The organism is Pauljensenia sp. 20925_1_25, from assembly GCF_041433955.1.
GTDB lineage: Bacteria > Actinomycetota > Actinomycetes > Actinomycetales > Actinomycetaceae > Pauljensenia.
The window spans coordinates 37,969-62,140 of sequence record NZ_JAPWCL010000015.1 but is presented as its reverse complement, the minus strand read 5'-3'; the positions used below and the strand labels follow the sequence as shown (position 1 = coordinate 62,140).

20 protein-coding genes, 1 other RNA gene and 2 pseudogenes are annotated in these 24,172 nt (G+C 64.9%); 4 read left to right on the top strand and 19 right to left on the bottom strand.

The features are described 5' to 3' along the window. A pseudogene (locus tag O3932_RS07625) lies at positions 1-365 on the bottom strand (hypothetical protein); the annotation flags it as partial. A gap of 312 nt (positions 366-677) precedes the next feature. Here O3932_RS07625 and O3932_RS07620 point away from each other — a divergent pair. From O3932_RS07620 to O3932_RS07605, 4 genes and pseudogenes are all read left to right on the top strand, one after another. Then, positions 678-758, top strand: a pseudogene (locus tag O3932_RS07620) (hypothetical protein); the annotation flags it as partial. Between the two features lie 12 nt (positions 759-770). Then, positions 771-1,175: a hypothetical protein gene (locus O3932_RS07615; protein WP_009647613.1), complete on the top strand. Its 405-nt coding sequence runs from the start codon at positions 771-773 to the stop codon at positions 1,173-1,175. Next, positions 1,084-1,647: an IS30 family transposase gene (locus O3932_RS07610; protein WP_198002799.1), complete on the top strand. Its 564-nt coding sequence runs from the start codon at positions 1,084-1,086 to the stop codon at positions 1,645-1,647. Before O3932_RS07615 ends, O3932_RS07610 begins: the two co-directional genes overlap by 92 nt. Before the next feature lie 402 nt (positions 1,648-2,049). After that, complete coding sequence (locus O3932_RS07605) at positions 2,050-5,160, top strand: choice-of-anchor M domain-containing protein (RefSeq protein ID WP_371537469.1); 3,111 nt, start codon at positions 2,050-2,052, stop codon at positions 5,158-5,160. Positions 5,161-5,916: 756 nt separating this feature from the next. Here the strand turns inward: O3932_RS07605 and O3932_RS07600 are convergent. The 18 genes from O3932_RS07600 to O3932_RS07515 all read right to left on the bottom strand — a co-directional run bounded on the left by O3932_RS07600 (position 5,917) and on the right by O3932_RS07515 (position 24,154). Then, positions 5,917-6,450: a transposase gene (locus O3932_RS07600; protein WP_371537479.1), complete on the bottom strand. Its 534-nt coding sequence runs from the start codon at positions 6,448-6,450 to the stop codon at positions 5,917-5,919. 317 nt (positions 6,451-6,767) lie between these two features. Then, entirely contained in the window at positions 6,768-7,157 is a 390-nt protein-coding gene (locus O3932_RS07595) for a transposase family protein (protein ID WP_371537466.1), read from the bottom strand. A gap of 760 nt (positions 7,158-7,917) precedes the next feature. Continuing rightward, positions 7,918-8,295, bottom strand: a transfer-messenger RNA (tmRNA) gene (ssrA, locus tag O3932_RS07590). 68 nt (positions 8,296-8,363) lie between these two features. Further along, positions 8,364-10,568, bottom strand: a complete 2,205-nt coding sequence (locus O3932_RS07585) for a YhgE/Pip family protein (RefSeq protein WP_371537462.1) — start codon at positions 10,566-10,568, stop codon at positions 8,364-8,366. Continuing rightward, positions 10,565-13,372, bottom strand: a complete 2,808-nt coding sequence (locus O3932_RS07580; protein ID WP_371537459.1) for a YhgE/Pip family protein — start codon at positions 13,370-13,372, stop codon at positions 10,565-10,567. The genes O3932_RS07585 and O3932_RS07580 overlap by 4 nt, the downstream gene beginning before the upstream one ends. Before the next feature lie 18 nt (positions 13,373-13,390). After that, positions 13,391-13,918: an SsrA-binding protein SmpB gene (gene smpB / locus O3932_RS07575; RefSeq protein WP_009648379.1), complete on the bottom strand. Its 528-nt coding sequence runs from the start codon at positions 13,916-13,918 to the stop codon at positions 13,391-13,393. Positions 13,919-14,005: 87 nt separating this feature from the next. Next, a complete protein-coding gene (locus O3932_RS07570; protein WP_296503760.1) occupies positions 14,006-15,280 on the bottom strand; it encodes a peptidoglycan DD-metalloendopeptidase family protein in 1,275 nt (424 codons plus the stop codon). A 5-nt stretch (positions 15,281-15,285) separates the two neighbouring features. Continuing rightward, the gene (gene ftsX, locus O3932_RS07565) at positions 15,286-16,200 is read right to left on the bottom strand and encodes a permease-like cell division protein FtsX (RefSeq protein ID WP_009648384.1); all 915 of its coding nucleotides are present in this window, start codon (positions 16,198-16,200) and stop codon (positions 15,286-15,288) included. A gap of 5 nt (positions 16,201-16,205) precedes the next feature. Then, complete coding sequence (gene ftsE / locus O3932_RS07560; protein WP_009648381.1) at positions 16,206-16,895, bottom strand: cell division ATP-binding protein FtsE; 690 nt, start codon at positions 16,893-16,895, stop codon at positions 16,206-16,208. 191 nt (positions 16,896-17,086) lie between these two features. Beyond that, positions 17,087-18,208, bottom strand: coding sequence for a peptide chain release factor 2 (gene prfB / locus O3932_RS07555; protein ID WP_009648387.1), 1,122 nt, complete (start codon positions 18,206-18,208; stop codon positions 17,087-17,089). 146 nt (positions 18,209-18,354) lie between these two features. After that, positions 18,355-19,716 carry an NADP-specific glutamate dehydrogenase gene (gene gdhA / locus O3932_RS07550; protein ID WP_009648371.1) on the bottom strand — a complete coding sequence of 454 codons (1,362 nt, stop codon included), beginning with the start codon at positions 19,714-19,716 and terminating at the stop codon, positions 18,355-18,357. A gap of 84 nt (positions 19,717-19,800) precedes the next feature. Continuing rightward, positions 19,801-20,226, bottom strand: a complete 426-nt coding sequence (locus tag O3932_RS07545) for a hypothetical protein (RefSeq protein ID WP_009648367.1) — start codon at positions 20,224-20,226, stop codon at positions 19,801-19,803. Beyond that, positions 20,219-20,617 carry a 1-hydroxy-2-methyl-2-(E)-butenyl 4-diphosphate synthase gene (locus O3932_RS07540; protein ID WP_371537456.1) on the bottom strand — a complete coding sequence of 133 codons (399 nt, stop codon included), beginning with the start codon at positions 20,615-20,617 and terminating at the stop codon, positions 20,219-20,221. The genes O3932_RS07545 and O3932_RS07540 overlap by 8 nt, the downstream gene beginning before the upstream one ends. Then, positions 20,614-20,997 (bottom strand): ABC transporter, encoded by a 384-nt coding sequence (locus tag O3932_RS07535; RefSeq protein WP_371537453.1) that lies wholly within the window; start codon positions 20,995-20,997, stop codon positions 20,614-20,616. The genes O3932_RS07540 and O3932_RS07535 overlap by 4 nt, the downstream gene beginning before the upstream one ends. Then, the gene (locus O3932_RS07530) at positions 20,984-21,154 is read right to left on the bottom strand and encodes a hypothetical protein (protein ID WP_299239259.1); all 171 of its coding nucleotides are present in this window, start codon (positions 21,152-21,154) and stop codon (positions 20,984-20,986) included. Before O3932_RS07530 ends, O3932_RS07535 begins: the two co-directional genes overlap by 14 nt. A gap of 29 nt (positions 21,155-21,183) precedes the next feature. Continuing rightward, the gene (locus tag O3932_RS07525) at positions 21,184-22,080 is read right to left on the bottom strand and encodes a type II secretion system F family protein (RefSeq protein WP_371537451.1); all 897 of its coding nucleotides are present in this window, start codon (positions 22,078-22,080) and stop codon (positions 21,184-21,186) included. Next, positions 22,077-22,943, bottom strand: coding sequence for a type II secretion system F family protein (locus O3932_RS07520; protein WP_371537448.1), 867 nt, complete (start codon positions 22,941-22,943; stop codon positions 22,077-22,079). Before O3932_RS07520 ends, O3932_RS07525 begins: the two co-directional genes overlap by 4 nt. Further along, a complete protein-coding gene (locus O3932_RS07515) occupies positions 22,940-24,154 on the bottom strand; it encodes an ATPase, T2SS/T4P/T4SS family (protein WP_314736555.1) in 1,215 nt (404 codons plus the stop codon). Before O3932_RS07515 ends, O3932_RS07520 begins: the two co-directional genes overlap by 4 nt. Positions 24,155-24,172 lie beyond the last annotated feature (18 nt).

Genomic DNA, 24,172 nt, shown 5'->3' with positions numbered 1-24,172 from the left:
TGTCCGGGCGAAACATAGATGCGTTGCATGTGCAGGTATTCGGTGATCACGGAGTTACCGCCGAGCATTCCGTGGTTCACGTCCACGTAGTTGTCGGCAGAGATACTGCTTGAAACATCCAGAACAACGCCGGTGATTGCCGTGCGCGTCTTGTCGTCGATGAACGAAGAAAAGCGCGCATCATCCAAAATCTGCGTATTCAGCGTGTCCACCAATTGCGCGATCGACAGGGTCTGACCAGCGGTTTCACCCCGATCTGTTGCCGTTTGCGCGCCGTGAATCAGGTAGGCAAGCGCGACGTGGTTCGTATCGAGCGAGCGACTTGAAGCGGTCAGCGCCGAAAGCTGTCCCAGCAGGGTCGTCATCTGAGTTGGGTGGCTTCAGGTGGTGGGTGCAGCGCCTTGAGTGTGTGGGGTGGTTGCTGTGGTGTTTCGCCGTTCTGGTGAGGTGCGGGATCTCGTTTTCGGTCTGTTGGTCCAGGGGGTGGCGGTCCGTCAAGTGCACAGGCGTGCGGGCGTGGCGGTCTGCACGATTCGCGGCTGAGCCAAGGATTGGGGGATGACGTTTCGTACAGGCCCTGTTGGTGGGTGGAATGTGTGTCCTGATCCTAGAATCGTCGCGGGGTTGACCCGAGGCGAGGGGCACGGGGCCCGCTTGACGATGGGGGCCGTCAGCTCATCGAGTTCTTACACCCTCAAGGACTGTCATTACGGACCATCGCCGCTCAGGTGGGAGCGTCGGCCTCGACGGTTAAACGCGAGGTGGATCGGATGCCGGGCGCGTATCAGGCGGCGCGAGCCCACGAACAGGCCAAGCACCTTGCGGCGCGCCCCAAAGGGTTGAAGATCGAGGATCCACAGCTCCGGTCTTTCGTGGTTGCCAAGCTCAACGAACACTGGCCCCCCTGCCAGATCGCGGCCGCCTGGATGCACGAGCCCGACAATGGGGGCATGACGATCAGCGCCGAAACCATCTACCAGGCCCTCTACGTACACGGGCATGCAAACCTGCGTCACGAACTCAAAGTAGAGAAAACCTTGCGCTCGGGACGCACGAGCCGCAAACCACGCTCCAAGCTCACTGTTGCCCGTTCGTCAGGCAAGTCGTGGGTCGAGGGCGCCAGGATCACCGATCGGCCCGAGGAAGCCGAAGGGCACCTCGGCCCAGGCCATTAGGAATGGTGATCTGATCATCAGGAAGAACTCCAAGAGCGCGACCATCACTCTTGTCGAACGCACCACCGAGTACTTGCTGTTGCGGCCTTTGCCCCTCTCGCACGACGCCGATACCATAGTCGAGACTCTGACCGACATGATCGCCGACCTACCCCAGGATCTGCGGCGCACGCTGACCTGGGATCAGGGAGCCGAGATAGCCAAAACCAAAGAGTTGACGAAGAAGACAACGATCAATGTCTACTTCGCCGACCCGCACTCTCCCTGGCAGCGCGGCTCCAACAAGAACATGAACGGCCTTTTGCGCGACTACTTCCCCAAAGGCACCGACCTGGGCACCTACCCGCCCGAAGACCTTCGAAGAAGCCCAACGCCAACTCAACACCCGACCCCACCAACGATTCAACTGAAAACCCCCGCCAAACCCATAGAACAATTACCCCACAACTACGCCGTTGCACTCACCACTTGAAACCGCCGTTCACAGATGTAGCGGTGGGTGTAGGCCCGCCCCTCGGTCTGGAGGAGGCGAATAGGAGCGTCTAGATGTCGCGCTCTCGTTCCAGGGCGCTCGCGTCGGTACGGATCCGCGTTGAGGACGGTGTCGACAACCTCTCAGTAGAGGCCGAGAAGGAGTGGCTACGCGATGCAGACCGAGTTGCGCGTCCACAACGGAAGACCGCGAACACCGCGAAGTAGACGAGCAGAGTCTTCGACATCCGCGCCCGTACGCGCGCCTTGAGGGCATCAATTACTCTTCTCGCATCCTTACACGCGGCAAGCGTGATCCGGACCTCACACTCGAGGTTGCGCGGTTCGCAGACAGCCCTGTACGCTAATGCAATTCATTCTCATTATCGCCAGAAGGTTCATCATGCGCGCCACCCACCGCGGGATTCATCCCCTCCTCGCCCTGTTCACCGCGCTCCTCACCCTCGCGCTCTTTGCTACGCCAACGATCGCCGCGCCCTTGGCGCACGCAGTCCCGTTAGAAACGACCTCTCTCACGGAGTACGCCTCCGACGCCTCCGGCTCGACCAACGCTGAGGCCGCACCCTCGTCCCCCGGAGCGCCCGACGATCCCGAGCACCTGCCCGGAGAGGCTGGCTACGGGGACCTCGTGCCCGCCGACCTCACGGTTCCTGCGGGCTCGCCCGGCGCTGACCCGGAGGCGACCCCTGGGCCCGACGGCCGCGTTCCCCACGTGTGCGCTGGCCGCAAGCTCCTCCACCACGCGCATGTTGACGCCGCCTACGTCACCCGTGTCGACGAGATCTTCACCGTTACTGTTGTCGACGGGCGCAAAGTCGTCAAGGACCCAAACTCCGTCTGCGTCCGACTCGCCCCCGACGCGCGTGTCTCCGACTCCCAGGAGGTCTCGCGCATGGTCGTCCCCTCGGGCGGCCTCTTCGACTTCATTGGCAAGCCCGGCGACATTGTCTGGCGTGCCCCCCAGGAGCAGATCGACAACTGGCGTCCCGTCTGGGCTGGCATCGGTGCCTTCGACACGGCGCACGAGGTCGCCCAGCCCGAGGGGATCCTTCTTGACGAGGTGAAGCTCTCGATCGCAAATTCCTCCGGGCCCGGAGCCGTCGAGGTGTGGCGCACCATCGGCACGAACTCCCTGAGTCGAGGGCTCTCTTCCGACCCCTCGCTCGCGCCGCTCTCCCTCCAGGCTGGCTCCCACGGCCACTGGAACTGGACCTTCTCGAAAGCGGGCGTCTACCGGCTCGACATGGTTGCCTCCTACACGTCCACCTGGTCCCAGAGAGCCGTTAATTCCTTGCCCTCGACCATCACGTGGCTCGTCGGCTCCGATGACGAGGTCGGTCTGCCCGAAGGCACCACAACCTCCCTCACTCCGATCGGAACGACTGCCGAGCAGATGAAGGAGAAGATGATCGCTTCCGGCGAACTCTCCACCGAGGAGACGCCCGCCGAGCCCGAGCCCCCCTTCACCCAGGCCGAGGCCCGTAAGCAGATCGAAGCGCTCTTCGGCTCTACTGCGAAGGCGCCAGCCTCACCCTCCTCCCCCTCCCACTACGTCTACAAGGGGACCTTCAAAGACGATGTGCGGGCTGGCGTGCCGATCAAGCGGGTGACCCTCGAGGTGAACGCGAACGGCAAGTCGATCCCCGGGGAACCGATCCTCGAAATCCCCGACTCACTCAAGCAGACGACCGCCGACGGCGACCGCTGGGTCCTGCCTGCCTCCGGTGAGCACGGATCGCTCGGATTCGACTTCACCCAAATGCCCGCCGATCTGCGCTCCGGGCCAGCCGTTTACTCCATCGACACCTTCGACGGCCCCAAGGGCAGCCGCTACATCGCGGGGACCGTCACCGACGGGGCGATGAACGTCACCCTCGATACGACGCGCGACCCCAACCGCGGCTTCACCGTCGATGCAGCCGCAGTTCCCCTCGCCCACGTCTTCACGAAGCCAGGCGTCTACGCCGTCGGTTTCAACATCGAGACGCGCGACAAGGACGGGAACTTCTCCTACAAGTCCCGCTCCGCTCACTTCGTCGTCGGCGACGCCGCGATCTCGGCGCTGCGCGCGATCACCGCGGAGAACAACGGCGAGGCACCCTCACCCTCACCCTCTCCAAACCCTGCGGATCCGGATGCCGATGCGCCACCGAGCGGTGGCGTTCAGCCCGGCAATCCCTCGATACCCGATCCTGCCAACCCGTCCGCCCCTTCCCGTCCCGGCGACTCGGCGATCCACATCATCACCGAAGGTCACATGGATCAGGCGATGTCCCTGAAGGACGGGAAGGCGGAGGTCTTCGTCGACGACACCGCCGACCCGCGCCACCCCGTCCACCGCGCCTCCGGAACCTTCGCCTACGCCGTCCCCGACTCGACGCACGCGAAGATCCCCGCCGGCGCGAAGGGCTACAGCGAACTCGCCGCTGCGGCGCCCGAAGGTGTGTGGAGTCTGCCCGAGACCCAGCTCGAGGGCATCCCCTGGGTCGGCTTCTCAACCCAGCGGGTCGACTACTCGCAGCTCTCAAGCAAGGGCGTCGAGGTCGCGATGAGGAACTTCACCGGCCCCGGTCGCCTCGTCACCGGTAACTCCTCCCTCTTCGAGGGATTCACGCCCCGACTCGACTCGATGAAGCCCGACATGGTCCTCCGCTACCTCTTTGGATCACACGACCACCAGGCCTTCTACTTCACGAAGCCCGGGCGCTACTCGACCGACTTTGTCTACACCGCGCACCTCGCTGACGGCTCCACCATCGAGAAGACCCTCCATGTGATCTTCCTCGTCGGCGACGACGCCATCAAGAGGGGCGCTGAGCCGGATCCCTCGCCTGAGCCGAACCCCTCGCCTGAGCCGGATCCCTCGCCTGAGCCGAACCCCTCGCCTGAGCCGGATCCCTCGCCTGAGCCGAACCCCTCGCCTGAGCCGGATCCCTCGCCTGAGCCGAACCCCTCGCCCGCACCGAACCCGAACAACGGTGCGCAGCGGCCCGGCCAGCCCGCGCCCGCTCCGGGCACCTCCCCGTCAACCGGATCACCGTCCACGGGCTCCCCCTCAGCAAGTGCGAGCGCCCCGGCCTCGCCGATCGGGAACCCGACCGCGGCCGCCGCGCGCCTCGCCGAGGGTGCCGGGCAGACCGGAACCCCGGTAACCGGTGGGTCGACCGTATCCGGCTCGCTAGTGTCGTCAAACTCGGCGACTGGCGCGGGGTCAACGAGCTCCGACTCCGGCGTATCGGGCGCTTCCAGCGCCGACGACTCCCAGTCGAGCGGCGTCGCGGGTCTGGACTTCGCGGACTCCTCACAGTCAGGAGCGCCCACGACGCGGGCGCTCACCAAGCCCGCTACCCCCGTGAGCGCCCTGCTCAATCCTGAGCGCGGTTCCGCCTCGTACGGGAGCGGCTCGAACTGGTGGCAGTGGATCCTCGTAGGGATCGGTGGTAGCGGACTCGTCGGGGCGGGCGCCTGGGCGCTTCTCCTGCGCAGGCGGTAAACGGCTGCGCAAGTAGAGTTCGCTGACACGTCTCCCGGATCAGCTACCCAGCCCGTGACTGAGTGAAATGTGAGCGCCGAGCGGCGGCCCGGACCTTCCCGGTTCGAGCCGTCGCTTCGTCGTCTACTTCTTCGTTTGCGCCTCTGTCTACTTCTTCATCCGAACGAGCCGCTGGCGAACTTGACGCTGGCGCCGAGTTTGACTTTGAGTCTGACTTTGGCGCTGACTCTGACTTTGGCACTGGCAAAGCCTCCACCAGCCTCCGTGTTCCCCAAGCAACACCGGCTCTCCTTCGGACGTGCTTCTCCCGAAGCATTTCAGCCGTCGCGCGTGAAATTAAGCCCGTCCCGTAGTGGCCGTGGGCAACGTCCTCCAACATCGCAACCGCTCCATCGGCACCCCAAAGAAAAAGCATGTGCCGTCATAGCGAATGAGGTGCCAACCGAGCCGCTCAGGAGTCGCGAGAGGCGCCAGCGAGCACCACAGCCCGGTGCCTCCTCCCGAACCCGCAAATGCGCACACTGTCTCGGCTCCATCGGCGCTCCGTCCGCAGGCCCCTTTGGAAAACAGGCAGCTCATCGACCTGATGAGTCTGAGGCTTACGAGGAACTGTACGCGTTCTTGCGGGCGAACCGTCCGAGAAGGTCATGCGCGGGCGTCATCGGCTACAACCCCAAATACCAAGACGGATCCCGCCATGGTGGAACGAACACTGCCTCCAACAAGCAATAATAGAAAACAAGGTAAACGGGCTCTTCATAGTTGAGTGTGGGTGGAGGCGTCTAGGCCTCCTGCGATGAGGAGCATTCGGAGTTGGTAGTTGGTGGGGTTGCGGTAGCCTCTGGCGGTGCGTCTGCCTAGTTCGATGATTCCGTTGATGGCTTCTGTTGGCCCGTTGCTGGCTCCGCCGGTATCGAAGTAGGCTAAGAATGCGTCCTTCCACTTGCGTAGGGTCCGGCCCAGGCGAGCGATCTCGGGGATGGGACAGGCTGGTAGGCTCTCGATGAGACGAGCGGCCAGGCGTTGGCCTTGGGCGGGTGTGTCTTGATGGAAGACCTCGCGCACTTGCTGGGTGAGCAGGTAGGCGACTTCAACACTGATATGCGCCTCATCTGCCACGAAGGCCTCACGGAGGCGTTCCTTTTGACGCTTCGTGAGCCGATCACGCGAGGCGCGCAAAAGATTGCGGATCTGATAGAGGGGATCACCCTTGCGCCCGCGGTGACCGGTCGTGTCTTGCTGGACGCGGCGACGCACCTCATCGAGAGCGTCGCCAGCGAGCTTGACAATATGGAAGGCATCGAGGACGCTGGTGGCGTCTTGGAGTTGATCGTCGATGGCGTTCTTGCTGTCCCTGGAAGGGATCCAGTGTCGCGATCTGGATACCGGAGCGAAACTGTTCGCCGCGCTCTTCTAGCCAGTTCTTGTACACAGTGCCAGACCTTCCTGGGACCAGGTCCAACAACCTTGCCGTGGGATGATCCTCCCCGCGTGTCAGGTCCACGATGCCGGTGAGCTCACGGGGCCCTCGTCGGCGTCGGTCCTGGTGATGCCACACATGCTCATCAACCCCCAGCACCTGCACGCCTGCGAAGCGGGCGGGGTCATCAGATGCGGCTTGCAGACACGGCTTGATATGGGACCACACGGTATTCCACGTGGTTGCCAGTTGTCGGGCCAGGCCAGCGATGGTGGCCCCTTCGAAGCGCAGCTGTCGGATCGCCCAGCGGATCGCCCGCACACCCAAACGCGCTCTGGGAGCACACCGAGTGGTTCTGCTCAGTGAAAGTCGCGATCTGGCAGGTGTGTTCGCGGCATATCCATCGGCGCTTGTGCCACCGGATCCTTGTCGGAATCCCGGCCCAGGGCGCGTCAATCACCTCCACCACCACGCGACCGTGGCCTTGTGCGATCACCCCGCAACCAGGGCAGCCCGCCAGCTGGTTGCACGACTCAACATCGAGCACCAGGGCCCCTGGGGTGCGAGCCACGCTCATCAGATGGAAGCCCTCCAAACCGACGAGCAGATCACACCGATCACAACGATCAAGCGACGCACAGCAGCAGCAGGTAGGGTGAGACACCGCCCGAGGTCCCTTGACGACAGCGGGGGTAGAAGTCCGCTCATCATCAAGGACCTCGACCTCTACCCGCAACCCCCGACCAACACCCGGTCACCCACACTCAACTCGGAAGAGCCGTTAAAATTTTGCATCAAACTGAGCGTTCAAGTGGATCCACCTGTGGGAATCGAACCCACGACCTATTCATTACGAGTGAATCGCTCTGCCGACTGAGCTAAGGCGGCGCGCCCACCGTTCCCCGCGAGGGGTGTTCAGACAACGGCGCGAGTCGAATGGCCTCAACGATCCGGGGCAAACTGGTAAGAACGCGCCCTGTCATGGAAAGCCTCACCCCCGAAGCACCCTGGCCACTCCAGAAAGTCCGACCCTTCACACGCACCGAGCAGTCGGCCATACCCGGTTGGCAAGAGCCGATTCCATCGGAGGTAAACTCGGCTCACGGACAGCCTCCCGGTCCGAGAGCGTCCTCTGCCCAAGAGTACCCTCGCTCCGAAGAACGCCCACCCGACCCCACCTTCACTTCCCGCAGGCGAGGCCCGTCTCGGGCACACTTCCCGAGACGAGCCAGCCCTCGACCGCGCCGCCAAGGACGAGGAGGGGCGTTCCCGCAGCATCGGCCGATGCGAATCACCTCGATGAAGTCCTCACACGTCGACGCCTCAATGTAATCGGCGACTGGAGATGGGGGGAATCGAACCCCCGTCCAATAGCCGGCCCCGAATTCTTCTCCGAGCGCAGTCTACGGTTTTATTTCTCGGCCCCCGGCATTGCGTAGACTCACCGCCGGATGGGCTCAGTTGATTGAGTGTCGGAGCCGCCCCACCAACATGGGCGGCACCCAGTGGCTCCCTAGACGACGCCAGACACCGGGCCGGAAGCAACTCCCGGGCTGACGGACTAAAGGTTCAGGCTGCGATATCAGGCAGCGAGAACGTAGTCGGTGCGATTCTGTTCGGCACCTATTGGTTTGCACGCATCGTTTACGAGTTGAGCGTACATTCTCGGCTCGCTTCACTTCGATCGACGACCACTGTCGAAACCGATCATCCCCTTTTGAGTTTTCAACTCCCCGACGCCCCGCGAACACGCGCAAGCCTCGTCCCCACGGGCACCACTGCTCTACAGGAGCTTCGTGGACTCCAGCTTCGCTACCATCCGCCGGTTGCCGCGCACCAGCAGCGGGCGCAGCGCCAGCCCCAGGAACGCCGCAAACAGGATGAAGGAGGCCAGGAGCCACATGGCATCCCCGTACTCGTGGCCCGTATATCCGGCGATTGACGCGCGCAGCGCCGTCATCGCGTGGGTAGCCGGCAGGAACGGCGAAATCGACGAGTAGAAGGATGGCAGGATCGCCAGCGGGAACGCTCCCCCGGCACCTGAAATCTGCAACACCAGCAGCAGCACGCCCAGGGCCTTACCAGCGTTCCCGAACGTCGCGATGAGCGTGTACATGAGGAACGAGAACACGACGGCTGTCAGCCACAGCGTGCCCATGAACTCCAGCGGGTGGACGTGCTGAACCTTCAGGAAATAGAGATCGCCCAGCCCGATCAGCGTCGCCTGTGTCAGTGCAATCGTCCCGAAAATCAGGTAGCGCCCCAGGTACCCGGACGCCAGGCGGATCCGCGAAGCGGTCAACGTAGCGCGCAGCGGATCATCCTCGGGCAAGCCCTCAGCGGCATTCTCGTCGGTCACATCAGAGCGGATGGACACAACCATGAGGACGGAGCCGACCCACAGGGCCAGGATCGAGTACATGGGTGCCATTTGGGAGCCGAAGTTCGCCACCGGATAAACGGGAATCGTATCGACGCCGACGGGTGCGGCAATGGCGGCGGCCAGCGCCTCGGGATTATTCCCGATGATGTCCTTCAGGGTCGTCAGATCGCCGCTGTCCTGGGCCTCCTTGATGGAGGTGTGCAGCGAATCCATTTTCCCGGCGGAATCGCGCATATCCGAGGCCGCCGACGTCAGATTGTCATGCAAGCTCGTGAGCTTATCGCGCACACTGTCGCCGCCATCCGAGGCCGTGGAGACCGAGGAGGACAAGCTAGAACGCGCGGAGGACAGGGATGTTTGCGCCGACGACAGGGTCGAGGCCAGGGAGTCGAGCTTCGGCTTCAGGTCATTGTCGTAGTCGGCTGACAGGTCATCGACAGCCTGGTTTGCGTCGGCAATCAGGGCGGTGATGTTGTCGTGATTGGTTTGCGCGTCCGTGGTCTTCGTGTCGAGGTCGGTCGCAGCGTCACGCAGGTTGGTCGCCAGGGTACGCAGCCGGTCGGCCGCGCTTTGCAGCCTATCCAGGGAGGACTGGGACACGGGCGAGCCTGGCAAGTCCTTGAGCGTCTTCTTGATGTTCTCGTAGGTGGTCGCGTGCGAATCCAGGACATCGGCCTGCGAACGCAGCGACGCTGAGGCGTCGGTTGCACTGGTCGACGCCGTCGAATACACGTTCTCCACGGAGGTGGACAGCGTGCTGAGCTCCGTCTTGGATGAGTCGATGGCGCTGGACACGGAGGCAATCGCACCGGTGGCTGCGGCGGTCAGCCCCGTCGCTCCGGAGTCGGCGCTGCCGACGGCTGACTGCGCGGAGGACTTCGCGGTCCCCACACCGGATACGAGCGTCGTCGTCGAATCGATGAGTGTCAGCGAAGAACTGGCCAGCGCCGCGTACGCGTCCGCGCTGTCGGCGGCGGTACGCAGGCGCGTGGCCACTGACTGCACGCGGTTGTCGAGCGTGGTGACGGCCCCCGTCGCGGTCGTCGAGGACAGTGCGTCCCCCATCGACGAGGCCGTATCCAGCGCAACCTCGGCGAGAGTCTGTGCGAAGGTCTGGTTCACCTGCGCGCTGACAAACTCGGCTCCCTGGCCTGCGAGCTTCGGGCTAATTCCGTTCTTCTTTTCGTTGACGTAGTACGTCATGGGCGCGCTCGAAGCCTCCCCGTCGAAGAAGGTCAGCATGTCCTTCGAAAAGTCTTCGGGGATGACAATGGCCGCGTAGTAGTCGCCCGAGCGTGTCCCTTCGACCGCAGCCTCCTCCGAGGCGATCACCCAGTCGAATTTATCGTTCTTGCGCAGAGCAGAGACGACCTGGTCGCCGATGTTGATATGCAGTGGCACCAGATCGGACTTGTATCCCACATCCGTGTTCGCAATAGCGATACGCAGGGAGCGCGTGTTGCCGAAGGGGTCCCAGGACGCCGCGACGTTGAACCACGTGAACAGCGAGGGAATGACGACGAGTCCAAAGGTCACGACGAGGGCGATGAGTGAGCGGTGCGCCCGGCGCAGGTCCGCGCGGTAGATAGCCCAGATAGTTCTCACTTCGCGTCCTCCTCGTCCTCGGCAGCGTCAGGTTCATCCACGAGGCCGGGGTCCGCCTCGTCGGTCTCGTCGCCTTCCGCTGTCCGTTCCTCACCCACGAGGCCGGGGTCGGCCTCGTCGGTCGTCTTCCCCTGCGCTGAGGACACGGTGTCGGCGGAACCCGTGGAAGCCTCGTCCTCGGTCTCCTCGGAAGCGTGCTCTGCGTCGTACTGTGCGAGCGACGCCGCCAGGGCAGAGGAGATCGACGCGCTCACGGCAGCTGCGCTGAGCGCGATTCGCGAGCGAGCACCCTTGACGCGGCGGGTCAGCAGTGAACGCACGTCGCTCTCTTCCATGGCACCGAGCAGTTGCTGGCGCTCGAGAGCCTCACGCAGGTACTGCAAGCCGATCAGGAACGTGATGACAGCCAGGACCCACACAATCCACGCACCCAGCACGACCGGCACTTCGGCGGCGTTCGTGACCGACAGGACCGCGAGAGCAGCGGGCACGACCACACCCAGCACGATGGCACCGCGCCTCATGCGCGGGTAGCGGCGCTCGAAGCGGGCGGCACGCGCCGACACCGAACGCTGGAAGCCCTCATGGTCAGCCAGGGCCGCCACGATCTGGGTCAGGCGGTAGCGGTTGGAGGGCACACGCGTCGCCTCGGCCACGAACAAGCCCGAGGACGCCAGGTCGCGCGTGATCATCGCGTTGAGGTTGACCAGGAAGGGGCGCAACGCCAGCCCAATGACGAATGCGACCAGCGCGTGAACGCCGAGCGCCCCCAGGGCCAAGAAGTACTCGTGCCGGTAGAAGCCGCCCACCGTCTCGCGCATCGCTTTAATCCCATATGTGAAAGGGAGCACCGGATGCAAGAAACGGAAGAAGGACGGCAGCATCTCAATCGGGTACAGGCCGGCAGAACCGGGAATCTGCATGACCATGATGACGACGCACAGGCCTTTGCCGATGTGCTGGAAGCACGTCGCGAGCATGTAGACGATAGACACGTAGACCATCGAAATAATGATCGACGTCCCCACGAAAGTCGGGCGAGAGACGGTCTGCACGCCAATGATCAGGTCACCGATCGACACGACGAGCGCCTGGATGACGCCGAAGAAAGCGAGCAACATCCACCGGCCCACGTACTTGGTGGCCGAGGAGACGGGGTCTATCCCCTCCTCGTCGACATCGAGCTTGAGGAGAAGAACGAGGGAGAACGCGCCGATCCACAGCGCCAGGTTCGTAAACAGGGGTGCCATCGCCGACCCATAGGCGGCGACCGGGAACACCGTCTGCGTCTGGATCGAGGTCGGCGACGCCATGAAGGAAGCAACCGATTCCGCGTTGGTCCCCAGCGAGGTCGCCAGGTCACGCAGCGTGTTCGACGACGCGATCGACGAGACATCCGTGGACACGCTATCCAGGTCCGTCTTGATGGTGCCCACGTTAGTCGCGCTGTTCGACGTGGCAGTCTTCGCGTCGTCGAGCAGCGAATCCAACTGATCGAGCAGCGTCGACACCTGGTCACGCTGGCCGCGCAGAGTATCGAGCGACGAACGCATCGACGAGGAGGCGCTCGAAAAATCGTCGATAGCCGTCGAGAGTGTAGGAACCTGACCGCTCACGCCCGCTCGCGCGTTCGACACGGCCGTCTGCACGGAGTTGGCGGCGGTCGACGCGGACGTGAGAGCCGTGGAAATCGACGTCGAGGACGCGGACAGGTCCGTGTTCAGAGTCGTCAGGTCGGTAATCGCAGTCGACAGCGACGTGTTGTTGTTCGTCAGATCCGTCAGGGCCGTACCCGCGCCAGGAAGATTCCCGACACCCGCCGTGTCCAGATCACTGAGAATCGTGCCAACCGTCGTGTTGATCGAGTTGCCTTCGACGAGCAGACCATCAAGCCTGCCCGTCGCCCCCTGCACGGCACCGTCGAGGCTGCCCGCGTCTGTCGACAGGTCGGCCAGCGCGTCCGACGTATTGGTCGATAGCCCATCCAGGACCGACCCCATGTCGCCAGAGAAATCAGCCAGCGACGTACGCGCGTCGGTGACGAGTGCGTCGGCCGTGTCCAGTGACGCCGACAGGTCACCCGCCGCAGTATCGAGCTCCCCCAGCGTCGTACGAGCCGAGGCGACGGAGTCCTTCGCGGAGTCAATCGTCTCCCCCATGCTCGACAGGGTATCCGACACGTTCTGCGCCTTCGTCGAAGCCTCCCCAAGCGAGGCCACCGCGTCCGCACGCGCAGTATCAGCCTGATCCGCGATGCCGACCCCGGCCTCGGACGCCTTGTCGGACAGCACTTTGGCGACGGTGGACACGAACGTCGCGTTGATCTTCCGATCCAGCGCCGTCGCACCCGCCCCCGTAATCTTCGGGGCCACCGCGCTATTCTTCTCGTTGACGTAATACTGGATGTTCGGCTTGACGTACGTGCCGTCAACGATGCCCGTCAGATCAGAGGAGAACGAGGCCGGGATGACGAAAGCGGCGTAGGATTCGCCGTGCTCGACCTCAGAGCGAGCCTCGTCCGCGCTCACGAAGTGCCAGCCCAGCTGGTCATTCTGCCGCAGCTGATTCGACAGCAAAGCGCCAACGTTGACGGTGCCCAGTCCGTCCTTCGTCGCCCCCTCGTCCTCGTTGGCCACGGCCACGCGGATCTGCGACGTATGAGCGTAAGGGTCCCAGAACCCCACGATGTTGAACCACGCATAAAGCGCGGGGACGAACGCCATACCGATGATGACGATCCAAGCGGCTGGGACGGTGACCAGCCTCAGAAGATCACGACGAAAAATCCTGACGGAACCTCGCACAGGGTCGCCTTCTTTCCGTTACCGGCGGGCCTGCTTCACGTAGCGGCGCATCGCGCGCTCGGCCTCGCGCTGATCCTGCTTCTCGCGCAGCGCCTGGCGCTTATCCCACTCCTGCTTGCCCTTAGCCAGAGCAACCTCGACCTTGACGCGCCCGCCAATGAAGTACAGCTCCAGGGGCACAATCGTGTAGCCCTTCGCGGCCACGCGATCCTGCATACGGTCGATCTCAGCTCGGTGCAGCAGCAGCTTGCGCTTGCGCGTGGGCGCGTGGTTCGTCCACGAGCCCTGCGAATACAGGGGGATGTTGGCACCGTACAGCCATGCCTCTCCCCCATTGATTTCCACCCACGCATCCACGAGCGAGGCGCGCCCCATCCGCAGCGCCTTCACCTCGGTCCCCATGAGAGCCAGACCGGCCTCCCAGGTGTCCTCAATCGTGTAGTCGTGGCGCGCCTTCTTGTTACGGGCAATCGTCTTCTTCGCGTCGGAGGCAGCCTTGGCACGCTGCCCCTCCGTAGGCTTGGGCTTCTTCCATTCCTTGGGCATGACCTGCCTCCCTCCAGACTCGTTTCCCTGCTCACACAGGAAAGACCCCCGCAGCGAAAACGCTACGAGGGTCCATCCTAACCCGGATTACAGGTAATCCATCGGTTCAACATAGTTTCCGTTCTCAAGAACACCGAAATGCAGGTGGCATCCGGTTGCGTAGCCGGTCGAGCCAACCTCGCCCAGCGCGTCGCCCGCGTTCACGTACTGTCCGGGGGACACGTACTGGGCCTGCATGTGCAGGTATTCCGTGATGACTGAGTTGCCGCCGACAATGCCGTGGTTGATATCCACGTAGTTACCCGCCGACACGTCAGCGGACACCGCGCTGACGTAGCCCGATGCAACAGCGTGGATGATCGTGCCACAGTCGGCCGCCATGTCGGTGCCCGAGTGCCCCTTCATGATGCCCAGCACCGGGTGGTAGCGCATACCGAAGGGGCTGGTGACGACGATCGGGATGTCGAGCGGGTTACGGAAGCCCGAGGACGACGTGTAGGACACGCCCGTGGCCTGGTTCGCCGCATCAATGGCCGCCAGTTCATCGCTGCGCGCCTGGTAGTCGGCCTCAGCCTGGTCGAGGGAGGCCTGGACCTGTCCCTTCTGAGCGTCCCATTCGGTTTGCTTGGCAGACGCCTGATCCTTCAGGTCGTTGAGCTCGGTAAGCTTCGCGTCAGCGTCGTCCTTCGCGGTCTGCGCGTCCGCTTCCGCCTGAGCGGCCTTCTCCTCGAGGTCAGCGATACGATCCGTGATCGCACCCTGGCGCGTGGACTGGGTGCGCTGGGACGAGGACACGTCCAGGGCCGAGGTCATGGTTTGGTTCTCCGTGCGCAGTGCCATGTCGGCCGCTGCGGCGCGCTCCGTAATGGACTCGGTGCCGCCCGAGGTCAGGGCCACCGCGACCGGATCGACGTTGCCATCACGGTACTTGCGGCGCACCAGGTCGGCGATCGCGCGCTGCGAATCGTCGGCCTGCGTGGTCGCGTCGTTCAGCGAATCGTCGATGCGGGTCTGCTCGCCCTTCGCGGCACTCAGCTCACCCAGGATCGTCGTGTGTTCGCGAGACTTCTTGTCGTAGTCGGCCACTGCGTTGTCGTAGGCGGTCTGAGCTTCCGGGATCTGAGCATTGAGGTTCTGCAGGTCGATGTAGACCTGCGCCAGCGATGCGTCGATACCCTCGAGTTGAGACTGCAGGGCATTGACCGTCGCCTGCGCCTCCGCGGCGGCGTTCGCAGCTGCGTCACGGTCGTCGTCCGCGCGCGCGGGCAGCGTCTGGCTCATCGCGATGAACGACGCGAACGCGAGGGCCAGGGCACCTGCGCGGACCACGCCGCGACGGGGACGACGAAGAGAACGGAACATGAGACTCACGCCTTCGTGTACTTGGCCAACGAGAAAGCCGACGCAATAATCGCCAGCGCCACCGCGGCCAGGACGAGGATCGGCGTCATGATTGCCACCTCGCCCATACCAATAAAGTTCGTCCACTTGAAGGCGGGAGCCATCCACCCCTGGACGACGAAGTGCACACCCGCGAACAGGGTGCCGATTGCGAAGGCTGCGCCCACCAGTGCGGCCAGCGCACCCTCGATCATGAAGGGTGCCTGAATGAACAGGTTCGAGGCACCCACGTAGCGCATAATCTGGGTTTCCTGCTCGCGGCTCATCGCGCTCAGGCGGATCGTCGTCGAGATCAGCAGGATCGCCGCGACGACCATGATCGCGCCGAGTCCCAGGGCGGCCGTGCGGGCGGCACCCAACACGCGGAACAGGGGTTCGACGACCTCACGCTGGTCGCGGACCTCGGAGACGCCGGCGGTCCCGGAAAACTCTTCCTTGACCACCGAGTATTGCTCGGGGTTGACCAGCTTGATACGGAACGCGAACTGGAGCATGTCCGGCGTGGTCCACTGCGTGAGCGCGTCGTTGCCGTTGAGGCGCTTGAAGTTCTCGTATGCCTCTTCCTTGGTCTCCTCGTAGACGGTTGCCACGTAGGGCGTCATCTCGGAGGAGGCCAGCTTCTGGCGCACGGCATCGATCTGCGCTTCGGTCGCCTCGGTCGCGTTGCAGTTCGGGGCGGCGTCGTTGATCGCGCACATGTAGACCGTGACCTCGATCTTGTCGTACCACTCCGACTTCATCTTGGACACCTGCATCTGGGTCAGGCCCGCGATGCCGACGAACAGCAGGGACACGAAGGTCACGAGGATGACGGCCACGCTCATCGCGCGGTTACGCGACAAGCCCTTGCCGACCTCGGAGAAAATAAAACGAAGCTTCACTCTCTTTACCTCCCGGCCCCGTAGACGCCGCGGTTCTGGTCGCGGATAACGTCGCCGGCCTCGAGTTCGATGACGCGCTTGCGCATCTGGTTAACAATGGTGGCGTCGTGGGTCGCCATGACGACGGTCGTGCCCGTGCGGTTGATTCGGTCGAGCAGGCGCATGATGCCCAGCGATGTCTCGGGGTCGAGGTTGCCGGTGGGCTCGTCCGCGAGCAGCAGCTCGGGACGGTTCACCATGGCGCGGGCGATGGCCACGCGCTGTTCCTCACCGCCGGAGAGTTCGTGCGGCAGACGCGATTCCTTGCCCGACAGGCCCACGAGGTCCAGGGCGTCGGGGACGGAGGTCTCGATGGCGTGACGAGGCTTGCCGATCACCTGCATGGCCAGCGCGACGTTCTCGTACACGGTCTTGGAGGGCAGCAGGCGGAAGTCCTGGAAAACCGTGCCGATCTGACGGCGCAGTTTCGGCACGGCCCAGGTGGACAGCTTGGATACGTCCTTACCGAGCACCCACACCTTGCCGCTCGTTGCTTTCATCTCGCGCATGACGAGCTGGAGGAAGGTGGACTTGCCAGAACCCGACTTGCCGACGAGGAACACGAATTCTTCGCGTTCCACCTCCAGCGAGACGTGATCCAGCGCGGGCTGGGCACCTGGCGTGTACACCATGGTGACATCATCAAAACGAATCATGGGACCGTCCGATCGGGGTCAATAGTCTCTGTCAGATTAGGTAACGATGGGGTCACGCCCCGGCTGCGACACGCGGAAAACCGGCGGTGTGGTTTGTTCAGCGCCACCCGCGCCAGCTCGGGGATGCGAGCGGCCCCAGCCTCGTTCATGGATTGACGAGGCCGGGGCCGGGTTGCGCGTATGGGCGCTGCTCAGTCCTGAGCAGCTTTCTGCTCGTTCTTGCGCCAGCGAATGCCAGCGTTGATGAAGCCGTCAATGTCCCCGTCAAACACGGACTGGGGGTTGCCGGATTCGAACTCGGTACGCAGGTCCTTCACCATCTGGTAGGGCTGGAGCACGTAGGAGCGCATCTGGTCACCCCACGAGGCCTTGACGTCGCCGGCGAGTTCCTTCTTCTTTGCCTGTTCTTCCTCGTGGCGCAGCACGAGGAGGCGGGACTGCAGGACTCGCAGGGCGGCTGCGCGGTTCTGGATCTGGGACTTCTCATCCTGCATGGACACGACGATGCCCGTCGGGATGTGGGTCATGCGCACGGCCGAGTCGGTCGTGTTGACGGACTGGCCGCCGGGTCCCGAGGAGCGAAAGACGTCGATCTTCAGCTCGGACTCGGGGATCTCGATGTGGTCCGTGGTCTCAATGAGGGGGATGACCTCGACGGCCGCGAAGGAAGTCTGGCGACGCCCCTGGTTGTCGAAGGGGCTGATGCGCACGAGGCGGTGGGTACCGGCCTCGACGCTCAGCGTGCCGTACGCGTAGGGGGCCTGGACCTCGAAGGTCGCCGACTTCAGACCGGCCTCTTCGGCGTAGGAGGTGTCCATGACCTTGGTCGGGTAGCCGTGGCGCTCCGCCCAGCGCAGGTACATGCGCAGGAGGATCTCGGCGAAGTCGGCGGCGTCCACGCCGCCCGCGCCGCTTCGGATCGTGACGACGGCGTTGCGTTCGTCGTACTCGCCGTCCAGCAGCGTACGGATCTCCAGGTCGGACAGATCCTTATGCAGCTTCTCCAGGTCAGCCTCGGCCTCCGCCAGGATGTCAGCGCCCTCGTCGGGATCCTCGGCGGCCATTTCCACCATGGCCTCGAGGTCATCAATGCGCTCGCTCATCTGCGTGACGCGATCAAGCTCGCTCTGGCGGTGGCTCAGCGCGCTGGTGACAGCCTGCGCGGCGCTCGGGTCGTCCCACAGGTCGGGGGCGGCTGCCTTTTCGTTCAGCTCGGCGATCTGTGCGCGCAGCTTGTCCGGCTGCACGACAGCGAGGATATTCTCCATCGTGGTGCGCAGGGACGGGATCTCTTCAGAAAATTCAATGGCCACACACCCAGGGTAGCCGATTCGCGCCCTCACCAGGGGCGCGAGGAGTGGTCGGTGTCGGGCGTTTCGCAGACCGGGCCACAGATCCAGGCCAGAATACGGCAGTGCCCCGACGCCGCGAGGACGCCGGGGCACTGACAGGAATCGGATCAGATGAGACCCATCGCGACCATCGCGTCGGCCACCTTACGGAAGCCAGCCAGGTTCGCGCCGGCCACGTAGTCGCCAGCCACGCCGTATTCCTCGGCGGTGGCAACGGTGTTGGCATGGATGTCGACCATGATCTGGTGGAGCTTCGCGTCGGTCTCCTCGAAGGGCCACTGGGTGCGGCCGGAGTTCTGCTGCATCTCGAGGCCGGAGGTGGCCACGCCACCCGCGTTGGAGGCCTTGCCGGGGGCGTAGGCCACGCCCGCGGCCTGCAGGGCCTCGATTGCGTCAGGAGTGGTGGGCATGTTCGCGCCCTCGGCGACCAGCTGGACGCCGTTCTTGATGAGGCTCTGGACGCCGGACAGCGGCAGCTCGTTCTGGGTGGCGCACGGCAGGGCGACGTCACAGGGGACGTCCCAGATGGAGCCGTCAGCCACGAAGGTGGCGCTGGGACGCTCGGCCGCGTAGTCGGAGACGCGTCCACGACGCACCTCCTTGACGTCCTTCAGCAGCGCAACGTCGATGCCAGCCTCGTCCACGACGTAGCCGGAGGAGTCGGACACGGCCACGACGGTCGCACCCAGCTGCTGGGCCTTCTCGGTCGCGTAGATCGCAACGTTGCCGGAGCCGGAGACGACGACGCGCTTACCGTCGAAGCTCGTGCCCTTCGCGGCCAGCATTTCGGCGGCGAAGTAGACCAGGCCGTAGCCGGTGGCCTCGGTACGCGCGAAGGAACCGCCCCACGTCAGGCCCTTGCCGGTCAGGACGCCCGCATCGAAGCGGTTCTTGAGGCGCTTGTACTGGCCGAACATGTAGCCGATCTCGCGGCCGCCCACGCCGATGTCACCGGCGGGCACGTCCGTGTCGGGGCCGATGTGGCGGGAGAGTTCAGTCATAAAGGACTGGCAGAAGCGCATGACCTCAGCGTCGGACTTGCCCTTGGGGTCGAAGTCCGCGCCGCCCTTGCCGCCGCCCATGGGCAGGCCGGTCAGGGCGTTCTTGAAGATCTGCTCAAAGCCGAGGAACTTGATGATCGACAGGTTCACGGAGGGGTGGAAGCGCAGGCCGCCCTTGTAGGGGCCGAGAGCGGAGTTGAACTGGACGCGGAAGCCGCGGTTCACGTGGATGTTGCCCTTGTCGTCGGCCCACGGGACGCGGAACTGGAGCTGGCGCTCGGGTTCAACGATGCGGTCGATGATGGCCAGGTCGGCGTACTCGGGGTGGCGCTCAGCCAGCGGGGCAATCGTCAGGAGGACCTCGTAGACGGCCTGGTGGAACTCGGCCTGGGCGGGGTCACGGCGCTGGACAGATTCGAAAACGGAAGCCAGTGCAGGGTTAAGTCGCGATGTATCAAAGCTGCTCATGGCCTAAAGTTTACGCTTCGTTTACTCAGGCGCTATCAGCGTCCCACGATGTGACCGTCGCGCAGAACACCTTTTTCGCACAGATCAGAGGCCTCTCATTCGTGCGCTCGATGTCCGCTCAAGCTCAGGAATGACCACTCCGCGCAAGGCCGGAGGCACCAGGGACACTCGCGGACGAGCCTTGACACTCACCTCGACTTCCCCTCCCTGAACGCTCACTCTCGTCACCACCACGCCCTCCCCCACGCGGCACGTCGTCGTCGCCATGGCACCAAGCGCCACGTCAACGCGAGAGGCCGCCCCGGCCTCGTCCGTGCCCGAGGTCTGCCCCACCAGGACCGACGACGCAGACGCTCCGCCCACCCCGGCGCCGGCCAGCGCATCCGCGCACGAGACCAAGCGCCGGTCCTGCATCGCGACCTGCGTCAGCGCCATCGTCACGAACAACAGCAGGCAGACGAAGGCGCAGCCCGCGCACATGAGGATTCCGACGCGCCCCTCCTCACCCACCGGAGACCACCTCCCGCACGGGCGCGCTGGCGCTCGAAGAAACGTCCACGCCGACACCGCCGAGCCACGCGGGCAGGAAAGGCAGCGGAACGCGCACCGAGACACTGACCTCAACCATGCCGTCAGCGCTGCCGCACGCCCCGCACGTGGACGACATCGAGGGGGAGGAATCCACGCCGAAGTCCTCGACGATAAGGGCGACCGCGTGCTCGGCGTCCGCCTGGCGCTCGACATCCTCAGCGAGGATGCGCGCTGCCTCACGCGCACCCGCGTCTGCCGCCATTGCCCCCGCGCTGACCTGGCCGACCGCCAAGACGATGTAGAGAACAGGGATCACGAGGACAACCAGGATGCCCAGGAATTCAACGCTGGCGTCCCCGCGCTCGCTCACGGCCCCTCCACGAGGCTGCGACCGTGTACCGTCAGCCAGCGCGGCCCAAGCCCGCCCACGAGCGGCAGGCGCGTGCGCACGGTGACGACGAGAATGTCCGTGCCCGCGTCGGACTCGCGGGTCACCGAAATCTCGCGGTCGTGCGAGGCCCCCACGAGGGAATCCAACAGCTCGCCCGTGCGCTTGGCCGCCTCATCCTCGTCTCCACCCAGCAGCCCGCCGCGGCGCGCACCCTCAGATGCAGCGCTCACGCTCATCGTGCGCACGTGCGACGCGAAAGCCACTTGGATGAGCAGGAGGATGACGAGAACCACGAGGCCTTGGACGAGGACCGTGGAGACGACCTCGGAGCCGCGTTCGTCGCCGTCAAATGCCCGCAACGGAGTCCATCGCACGGTTGAAGATCTCGACGAGACGGTCTGAGGCGACGCCCCAGATGACGACGACCAGGGCGGCTGTCATGAGCGTAATGAGCACCCAGCCGGGTACATCCCCGCGCTCCCCGAGCGGCTGAGGCTTGCGTAACCACTTCTTCATGGCGTGTGTTCCTTTCGTGTCTGCTTCATTTACGGGGTGAAATCCAGGGCGATGAGGCCCGGATAGAGGGCAAAGATGACGGTGACCGGCAAAATGAGGAAGACGACGGGCAGGAGCATCGCAATCTCGCGTCGCCCGCCTTCCTCCATGAGGGCCGCGAGAGAGCGTTCGCGCTGGTCGCGCGCCTGGTCGTGCAGGACCGAGGCCAGGGGTGAGCCGCGCTCGATGGCCGTGGTCAGCGTACGGGCCAGGCGCGTGAGTGCCGGCGAGTCGGTGCGGTCGACCATCTCGGCGAGCGCCCGCACTGAGGGCATGCCGTTACGGATGTGTCCCGCCGTGAGCCCGAGTTCCATCCCCAGGGGGCCTCCCGCGCACCCCGCGACGCGTTCAATGGCGGCAGGAATCGACTCTCCCGCGGCGACCGCGAGCGCCAGCAGCTCCGAGCAGTCGGGGACGGCAGCATCGATGGCGCGTTGGCGTCGGTTGGCGGTCAGCGTGAGGTATCGGTCCATGCCTGCGACGCCGAGGAGGGTGCCGACGAGGGCACAAACGATGAGCGGGATGACCGACGCGCGCAGCGAAGCGGCCGGGCGGGCCGTGAGGACGAGGCAAGCGCCGATGAGTCCGGCGATTGCGGCGGCGGCTTGACGTAGACGGAACACGGACACCTCGGGGGCTGCCCCGGCCAAAATGAGGCGGCGGGCGACGGATTCGCTGGTGGATCCCAGGGAGTCCAGGGCCGAGGCTCCCATGCGCCTGAGCCATCGGGTGATCTCGGGTGTGGTGTCCTCTTGGACGCGCCCCTGGGCGACGCGGGCGGCGAAGGAGAGGTGGCGCGTGGCCAGGGATCGCACGATGAGGGTGATGCCGCCGACGGCGAGGCATGCGGTGATGACGTCGAAGGCGAGCAGGATCCAGGGACTCATGACGCGCCTCCCAGGTTTCGAGGATCGGTGCTCAGGCGTCCGATGGCTTTCATGAGGAGGTAGGCGATGACGCATGCGCCGGCACCGCCGAAGAGGACTGCAATTCCTCCGGGCGAGTTCCATACGTGGGCGCTGGCACCCCCGCCGGAGAGCAGGAGCAGGACGATCCAGGGGGCGGCCAGGCCCAGTCGGGCTGCGCCCACGGTCCAGGACTGGCGGGCCTCGAGTTCTCCTCTCACGCGCGCGTCCTCGCGCAGGAGGGTGGCCAGGTCTTGGAGGAGGCGGGTCAGGTCGGCACCGCCGACGGATCGGGCGACGCGCAGGGCCTCGACGATGCGGTCAGCGACCGGGTCGGCGACTGTCTCTTTCATCTTGTCCAGGGCGAGTTCGAAGCGCCCGTTAGCGCTGTAGTCGCGCGAGAATGCTTCGAAGGCGAAGCGTACGGGGGTGGGTCCCTCGTCGGCGAGGTCGCACAGGACCTGGGGCAGGGAGGTTCCGGCACGCACGCCGGAGACCATGGCGTCGATGACCTCGGGCCAGGCGGCGCGCACGGTCTTGGCGCGACCGGCCACGCGGGAGACGACCCACGCGTAGGGCAGGAAGGCCACGCCGATGGAGACGATGAGGGCGACCGGCCAGGCTCCCGTCGCGAGCAGGACGGCGAGGGCAACGACCACGCCGAGGCCGAGGCTGACCGCGATGAGTCGCACGGCATTGAGCCCGGGGACGCGGGCGCGCGCCACATCGTCGGAGAGGCGCTTCCACGGCCCCCAGGGCGAGCGTTTCGGTGGCGGGGTGAACCACGGGGACAGGGCCATGACAAGGCCGATCCCGAAGATAAGGCCACACACGATGGCGATCACAGCGTCCCCCAATCCAGCAGAGAGGCCAGGTCGAAGCCCGCAGCAGCGAAGCGATCATGCAGGTCGAGGGAACCCGCTCCTCGTTCGCAGCGGCCACCGTCATAGGTGAAGAGCGAGGCCGTCTCGATCCGGTTGCCTTCGACCCGCCCGGGCACGGCGAGCACCTCGGAGACGTAGCGCTGTCCGTCCCGGCTGCGCTCGACGTGGCACACGAGGTCGATGGACGAGGCCAGGGTCGGGGTCACGAATCCCGTCGTGACGTTCTCACCGGCCAGGAGAGGCAGAATCGAGAGCTTGTCGAGGGCCTCGCGCGCCGAGTTCGCGTGCACAGTCGCCATACCGGGCACGCCCGCGTTGAGGGCCACGAGGAGGTCAAGGGCTTCGGGGCCTCGTACCTCGCCGACGATCAGGTACTCGGGGCGCATGCGCAGGGATTCGCGCACGAGGTCTCGCAGCGTGATCTCGCCCGTGCCCTCGGCGGCCGCAGGGCGTGTCTGCATGGCCACGTGGTCCCAGTTGGCCAGGCCCAGCTCGAAAACCTCCTCGCAGGAGATAACGCGCCGCGAACGCGGCAGCTCACCGGCGAGCGCGCGCAGGAGCGTCGTTTTGCCTGCCTGCGTGCCGCCCGAGACTAGGACCGACAGTCCAACGCAGACGGCTGCCGCCAGGAAGTCGCGCATCGGCGGGGGCACCATGTCGACGGCCACCAGGTCATCCAGGGTGCGGGCGCGCTGAATGTGCTTGCGGATGTTGACACTCCAGGACTGTCCGGTGACCGGCGGGATGACGACGTGCAGGCGCTCTCCCCCGGCGAGCATCGCGTCCACGAAGGGGCTGGACAGGTCGAGGCGTCTCCCCGAGTGGTGCAGCATCCTCTCCACGAGGGTGCGCACGTCCTCGTCCGTGAGAATGAGGCTGGTCAGCTCCGCTACCCCGCCGCGGGCCACAAACACGCGGGAGGCCGAATTGATCCAGATTTCCTCCACGCTCGGATCGTCCATGAGGACTTGAAGGGGGCCGAGGCCGCAGATGTCGTCCATTAGGTCCGCCTCGACCTGCTCACGCTGAGTGGGGAGCATATCGGGGGCATGGGTGTCAATGGCGCGGTCGATGAGGGCACGCACGGCCCGGGGATCCCGCGCGGCATCGATGCCGCCCGCTGCCAAACCCTCTCGTACCCGCGCGGCGAGTGCACGCGTGATGGCTTCCATCGCTGAGCCTCCTCGCTC

Bases quoted from the DNA above. Each gene is read 5' to 3' on its own strand.
- O3932_RS07615 (WP_009647613.1), top strand. From the start codon at position 771: ATGCCGGGCGCGTATCAGGCGGCGCGAGCCCACGAACAGGCCAAGCAC.
- O3932_RS07605 (WP_371537469.1), top strand. From the start codon at position 2,050: ATGCGCGCCACCCACCGCGGGATTCATCCCCTCCTCGCCCTGTTCACC.
- O3932_RS07595 (WP_371537466.1), bottom strand. From the start codon at position 7,157: ATGAGCGTGGCTCGCACCCCAGGGGCCCTGGTGCTCGATGTTGAGTCG.
- smpB (WP_009648379.1), bottom strand. From the start codon at position 13,918: ATGCCCAAGGAATGGAAGAAGCCCAAGCCTACGGAGGGGCAGCGTGCC.
- O3932_RS07570 (WP_296503760.1), bottom strand. From the start codon at position 15,280: ATGTTCCGTTCTCTTCGTCGTCCCCGTCGCGGCGTGGTCCGCGCAGGT.
- ftsE (WP_009648381.1), bottom strand. From the start codon at position 16,895: ATGATTCGTTTTGATGATGTCACCATGGTGTACACGCCAGGTGCCCAG.
- gdhA (WP_009648371.1), bottom strand. From the start codon at position 19,716: ATGAGCAGCTTTGATACATCGCGACTTAACCCTGCACTGGCTTCCGTT.
- O3932_RS07530 (WP_299239259.1), bottom strand. From the start codon at position 21,154: ATGAAGAAGTGGTTACGCAAGCCTCAGCCGCTCGGGGAGCGCGGGGAT.
- O3932_RS07525 (WP_371537451.1), bottom strand. From the start codon at position 22,080: ATGAGTCCCTGGATCCTGCTCGCCTTCGACGTCATCACCGCATGCCTC.
- O3932_RS07515 (WP_314736555.1), bottom strand. From the start codon at position 24,154: ATGGAAGCCATCACGCGTGCACTCGCCGCGCGGGTACGAGAGGGTTTG.